The organism is Nocardia sp. CC201C (assembly GCF_030010695.1).
GTDB classification, from domain to species: domain Bacteria; phylum Actinomycetota; class Actinomycetes; order Mycobacteriales; family Mycobacteriaceae; genus Nocardia; species Nocardia otitidiscaviarum.
Genome location: NZ_JASCXP010000453.1, coordinates 1 through 5,893 on the forward strand (window position 1 = coordinate 1; position 5,893 = coordinate 5,893).

7 protein-coding genes are annotated in these 5,893 nt (G+C 69.8%); 3 read left to right on the plus strand and 4 right to left on the minus strand.

The window, feature by feature from the left end; translation table 11 throughout:
• The first annotated feature begins 113 nt into the window (after nucleotides 1-113).
• On the plus strand, nucleotides 114-1,067 hold the full coding sequence (locus tag QK444_RS31375) for an alpha/beta hydrolase (RefSeq protein WP_282785693.1): 954 nt from the start codon (nucleotides 114-116) through the stop codon (nucleotides 1,065-1,067).
• Between the two features lie 51 nt (nucleotides 1,068-1,118).
• Here the strand turns inward: QK444_RS31375 and QK444_RS31380 are convergent, their stop codons facing one another.
• From QK444_RS31380 to nth, 4 genes are read right to left on the minus strand one after another with little or no spacing between them, the layout of a single operon-like run.
• On the minus strand, nucleotides 1,119-2,312 hold the full coding sequence (locus QK444_RS31380; RefSeq protein ID WP_282785694.1) for a MarP family serine protease: 1,194 nt from the start codon (nucleotides 2,310-2,312) through the stop codon (nucleotides 1,119-1,121).
• Entirely contained in the window at nucleotides 2,309-3,049 is a 741-nt protein-coding gene (locus QK444_RS31385) for a CoA pyrophosphatase (RefSeq protein ID WP_282785695.1), read from the minus strand. Before QK444_RS31385 ends, QK444_RS31380 begins: the two co-directional genes overlap by 4 nt.
• Entirely contained in the window at nucleotides 3,046-3,663 is a 618-nt protein-coding gene (locus QK444_RS31390; RefSeq protein ID WP_282785696.1) for a TlpA disulfide reductase family protein, read from the minus strand. The genes QK444_RS31385 and QK444_RS31390 overlap by 4 nt, the downstream gene beginning before the upstream one ends.
• Nucleotides 3,664-3,716: 53 nt before the next feature.
• On the minus strand, nucleotides 3,717-4,397 hold the full coding sequence (gene nth / locus QK444_RS31395) for an endonuclease III (RefSeq protein ID WP_282785698.1): 681 nt from the start codon (nucleotides 4,395-4,397) through the stop codon (nucleotides 3,717-3,719).
• Between the two features lie 268 nt (nucleotides 4,398-4,665).
• On the opposite strand from nth, the gene QK444_RS31400 reads away from it, so the two are divergent.
• The gene (locus QK444_RS31400; RefSeq protein ID WP_029932752.1) at nucleotides 4,666-4,908 is read left to right on the plus strand and encodes a hypothetical protein; all 243 of its coding nucleotides are present in this window, start codon (nucleotides 4,666-4,668) and stop codon (nucleotides 4,906-4,908) included.
• 316 nt (nucleotides 4,909-5,224) lie between these two features.
• Nucleotides 5,225-5,893, plus strand: a 669-nt coding sequence (locus tag QK444_RS31405; RefSeq protein WP_282785697.1) for a Crp/Fnr family transcriptional regulator, incomplete at its 3' end; no start/stop codon positions are given.

Consider the following 5,893-nt stretch of genomic DNA (forward strand, 5'->3'; position numbering starts at 1 on the left):
CCTGGCGGCTACGCCGGGGCGCCCCTGGGGTTGGGGGGCGCGGGGGGCGCCGGGGGCCGCGCGGGGCGCGCTCGACAAGTTCCGAGCGTAGGTCTTCCATTACGCTTCCGGGCGTGTCGTCGAACTCGCTTCCGGATCCGTCCAGCGTCCGCTACGAGGGCCCGTGGACCCATCGGGACGTGCATGCCAACGGCATTCGCTTCCATGTGGTCGAGGCGGAGCCCGGTGCCGGTGTGCCGGCGATCGATCCGGATGCGCCGCTGGTGGTGCTGCTGCACGGTTTCGGCGATTTCTGGTGGTCGTGGCGGCACCAGCTCACCGGACTCGCCGCGCGCGGTTTCCGGGCCGTGGCGGTGGATCTGCGCGGCTACGGGGATTCCGACAAGCCGCCGCGCGGTTACGACGGCTGGACCCTGGCCGGTGATGTGGCGGGCCTGATCCGCGCACTCGGGCACACCGAGGCCACGCTCGTCGGCCACGCCGAGGGTGGTCTGGTGTGCTGGGCGACCGCGGTGCTGCATCCGCGCGTGGTGCGGTCCATCGCCCTGATCAGCTCACCGCATCCGGCGGCGCTCAAGCACATGGTGCTGCGCGACGGGCGGCAGCGGCGGGCCTGGCTGCCCAATTTCCTGCGCTACCAACTGCCGCGCTACGGAGAGCGGCTGCTCACCAAGTCCGACGGCGCGGAGATCGAGCGGCTGCTGCGACAGCGGGTGAGCGAACGCTGGTCGCACACCGCCGAGTTCGCCGATGCCGCCATCCGGATGCGCGCCGCCATCCGCATCCCCGGTGCGTCGCACTGTGCCCTGGAATACCAGCGCTGGGCCTTCCGCAGCCAGTGGCGGCCGGACGGCAAGCGTTTCATGGCGACCATGCGGGAGCCGGTGCGCATCCCGGTGCTCGCCCTGCACGGCGACGGCGATCGGTACATCCTGGCCGCCACCGTCCGCCGCGGCCACCACCTCGCGCCCGAACGCCGCCTGGTCGGCATTCCCGACGCGGGACATTTCGCCCATCAGGAGAACCCCGAGGCCGTCACCGCCGAACTGGCCAAGCTGCTGGCCTAGCCCGCCGGGTTCCGGACGTTCCCCGGGGCGTCCGGTCAGCGGTGCGTCCGATCAGCTCAGTACACACTGTCCCGTCGCGACCGGCGCGGTGAAGGCGGACGCGTTGTCCAGCTCCCCGCGAACCTCGTTGAGGGTCAGCACGTATCCGGTGTCCTCGTCGGTGACCGCCGCGCCGAAAACCACCCCGAGCACCTGCCCCTCGGTGTCCACCAACGGTCCGCCGGAGTTGCCCGCGCGCACCAGCCCGCGCACGGTGTACACCTCGCGCTGCACGTTCCCGTCGCGGTAGATGTTCGGCCCCTTGAGGTCCAGGGTCTCCCGCACCCGGGCCGCGCTGGCCGAGTAGGCCCCGCCGCCGGGGTAGCCGAGCACGATGGAGCTCTCCCCGGCCGCCGCCGGTTGCGGCGCCAGCGGAATGACCGGCGAGGCCAGTCCGGGCACGTCGAGGATCGCGATGTCCTTCATCGGGTCGAACAGCACCACGGTGGCCGCCAGCGGCCCGCGCACGGTGTCCACGCTGACCTTGTTGGTGCCCGCCACCACGTGCGCGTTGGTCATGATGCGTTCGGGCGCTACCACGAATCCGGAACCCTCCAGCGCGCGTTGGCAACTGGGCGCCTGCCCGCGGATGCGCAGCACGCTGAGCTGCAACTGCTGCGCCACCGGCAACCGCAGCACGCTCGCGTCGGGCGGCTCCACGGCCGCCACCGACACCTGCCCGAACGGACCGATGACATCGGGCAGTCCGGAGGTGTTGAGCAGGCTGGAGAATTCGTTGGGCAGCTGCCGCAGCCAGTCCGGCGCGACCGTGTTCACCTCGGCCAGCACGCGGGAATTCTGCACGGCCGCGGCGATATTCGGCTGCGAGGAGCTGGTCAGCGGCAGAGCCAGCAGCCATGCGGTGGCCAGTACCGCCGCCGTCTGTAGGCCCGCCCCGACCACGCTGTCCACACTGCGGGTGAAGGGGTCGCGCATCCCGCTGCGCGCGGCGCGCCCCAGCACCATGCCCGCCACCTCGCCGATGATCACCAGCACGACGATGAGCACCACGCCCACCAGCACGCGGCTGCGGCCCTCGCTCAGATGGATGAGGATGTGCGGCGCGATGAGGATGCCCGCCACGGCCCCCAGCACGACGCCCAGGAAGGCGAGCGCCGAGGCGACCGCGCCCTGCCGCCACCCGGAGGAGGCGGCCAGTAGCGCGATGATCAGGACACCGAGGTCGAGCCAGGCCGAAGCGCTCATAACGTCATCCCTACCGCGGCCAACGAGGCCTGTAGATCACGCACATCGTGATGGTCCCATTCTTTCTCCCAGCCGGATACCGCGAGCAGCCCCGCGAGCACGCCCGCGGTGAATCCCCAGACCAGCATGCCGTCCACCGCGAAGGCCGGACCCATGTAGCCGAGCGGATGCCGGACCACGAACCGGTTGGCCGGATCGAGCAGTTCGGACAGCGGCACCCGGGCCACCCGGGTGGCCTCGGCCGCGCTGACCACCCCCACTTCCCCGGGGGTGCGCCAGTAGCCGACCACGGGGGTGACGTCGAAGCCCGACGGCGGCACGAAGATCTTGGGCAGGACGGACAGCGGCTGCACGCCGCCCGGGTCCAGGCCGGTCTCCTCCTCGGCCTCCCGCAGGGCGGTGAAGATCGGTCCCTCGTCACCGGGGTCGACCGCGCCGCCGGGGAAGGCGACCTGCCCGCTGTGCTGGCGCAGGGTGGCGGCCCGCTGGGTGAGCAGCACATTCGCGTCCTCGGGCAGACCACCGGGCGTGTTGGGGTCGGGGTCGGGCTGTCCGCCGAACAGCACCAGCACGGCGGCGTCGCGCGTCATGCCGGCGGCACCGGCGACCTTCCGCACGGCCTTGCGCATCACGGTGCGGCGCAGCACCGGATTGATGCCGGTGGGGTCGGCCGGATCGTGTTCGACCACCCCGCGCAGCCACCGCGGAACGCCGTCGGTGGAAATCTCGTATCTCATGCCTGCACTCCGAGCTGGGCGTCGACGGTCGCCGCGATGTCGTCGACGCTGGTGAAGGTGCGCCGGACGATATCGGCCACGGTGCCGTCGGCCCGCAGCAACACCGACTGCGGGTAGTAGGGGCCGGTGCCGACCGCGACCCGCACCCGGGCGTCGGCGTCCGCCACGCCCGGCAGGTGGACGCCGAGATCGGTCAGTCGCGCCAACGCCTTCACCGCATCCGGATCACTGTGCACGGTCAGCACCGTAACCGCACCGGCGGCTCGATCCGAAAACTGTTGTAGCAGAGGTAGTTCCTCTGCGCACGGGCCACACCAGTAGGCCCACAGGTTGAGCAGCGCGGGTTTGCCCGCCAGGGCGGCGGCCAGATCGACGGGCTGCCCGTCGGCCAGGCAGGTCAGCGTGATGCCGCGCAGCGGGCCGTCACCGACGGGCGCGCCGCCGGGTCGCGGGCACGCGGCCAGCGCGGCGGCGGCGCGATCCTGTTCGGATACGACCGGCACGGGGCGGGTCGCGCCGCCCTCGGCGGTGGTGTCGTCGTTCGTGTCGCGCGGCCACAGCGCCACCGTCAGCGCGACGGCCACCACGACGGCGAGCAGCGTCCACCGCAGCACCGGCCGTTGTGACAGTCCACGTGATCTCTGCTCGTCCCCCGACCGCTCGGGTCTCACAGCCCCACCAACTCGAGCAGATGCTCGGTCTCGGGTCCCTTGACCAGGGCGGCGGCGGTGGCGGGATCGGTGGGTCCGGTGCCGTAGGAGGGGCAGTCCTTGGCGAGCAGGCAGGCCCCGCACGCCGGTTTGCGGGCGTGGCAGACGCGACGGCCGTGGAAGATCACCCGGTGCGAGAGCATGGTCCAGTGTTTGCGCTCGATGAGGGCTCCGACCGCGTGCTCGATCTTGACCGGGTCCTCCTCGGTGGTCCATTTCCAGCGCTGCACCAGGCGGCCGAAGTGGGTGTCGACCGTGATTCCGGGCACATCGAAGGCATTGCCGAGGATGACGTTCGCGGTCTTGCGCCCGATGCCGGGCAGCTGCACGAGCTTGTCGAGGGTGTCGGGTAGCTCGCCGTCGTAGCGCTCCATGAGCGCCTGACCGAGGCCGATGAGCGCGGACGCCTTGTTGCGGTAGAAACCGGTCGGCCGGATGTACTCCTCCAGCTCGGTGCGATCGGCTTCGGCATAGGCGCGCGCATCGGGATACTTCGCGAACAACACCGGGGTGGTCATGTTCACCCGTACATCGGTGCACTGCGCGGAAAGAATTGTGGCCACGGCCAATTCGAGTGGCGTGGTGAAATCGAGTTCGCAGTGCGCGTCGGGAAATGCGACGGTCAGATCGCGGTACATCCGGCGGGCGCGGCGCACCAGACCCGTACGGGTCTCATTGCGTCGCGGATTCGCTTTCACCGGTCGCTCGAACGCTCGCGGCGCGGTGGCGCCTTCACTCGCCGCCGCGGGCACGACGGCATCGGCGGACCGCGCTTTACCGCTTCGCGCGGCAGCGCTGGATTCGGAGACACGCACGCGTCCACCTTACGGAACCAGAACCGGCCGACAACCGGGCTGCGCACCTCCCGTGTTCCATCTGAGACCTTGGGCGTGTTTACTCACCCGTATGCAAGGACTCGCTGTGGTGCTCTTCCCGGTGGTGCTGATGCTGTTCGCACTGGGGATGGAACGAGTCGAGAACCGGCTCCGCAAGCTGCTCGAACCGGACGAAGAGGTGCGGCAGTACCTGGATAGGGCGACGAATGCCGAGGTCAGCGATCTGACCAAATTGGGACTTCCGGCCGCTGCGGCGCGCCCGCGGCCGCGGCGGACCCGCGGTGAAGCCATGGATGTGGCGCAGGCCAGCTGAGCGCCGCACAGCGGCCGCCCGAATGCGACGCGGCCGACCCGCAGGTTGCGAAAATTACGCGTGTCGCAGAATTATGTTCTGCGTGTCGTGAGCACCGGACCCGTGTGTCGCAGGAAACGGACCGCGTGTCGCTGTAGTGGGCTTCTGTGTGTCGCGAGGGCCGACAGTGGGCGTCGTGAAAAGGGCCTCAGCGTGTCGGAGATTGAACGCGGCGCGTGGTGTCTATCACTACCCGGACATATTGCAAAGTAGACTGCACTGTCGGCCGAATCAGCTTCGGTCCAGGACAGAGCCATTTCCCATAAGGAGCACATTCGTGGACGAGGCCCTCGCCAGAGCAGGCATCTTCCAAGGCGTCGAGCCAACCGCCGTGGCGGCCCTCGCCAAACAGCTTCAGCCCGTGGACTTCCCGCGCGGCCATGTCATTTTCAACGAGGGTGAGCCCGGCGACCGCCTGTACATCATCACGTCCGGCAAGGTGAAGATCGGCCGCCGGTCTCCGGACGGTCGGGAGAACCTGCTGACCATCATGGGCCCGTCGGACATGTTCGGTGAGCTGTCGATCTTCGACCCGGGTCCGCGTACCTCGACGGCCACCACGGTCACCGAGGTGCGAGCGGTCACGATGGATCGCGACGCGTTGAAGTCGTGGATCGATCAGCGGCCGGAGATCGCCGAGCAGCTGTTGCGAGTGTTGGCGCGCCGTCTGCGCCGCACCAACAACAACCTCGCCGACCTCATCTTCACCGACGTGCCGGGTCGTGTCGCCAAGGCGCTGCTGCAGCTCGCACAGCGTTTCGGCACCCAGGAGGCGGGCGCCCTGCGCGTCACCCACGACCTCACCCAGGAGGAGATCGCCCAGCTGGTCGGCGCCTCCCGCGAAACCGTGAACAAGGCCCTGGCCGACTTCGCGCACCGCGGCTGGCTGCGCCTCGAGGGCAAGAGCGTGCTGATCTCCGATTCGGAGCGCCTGGCCCGCCGCGCC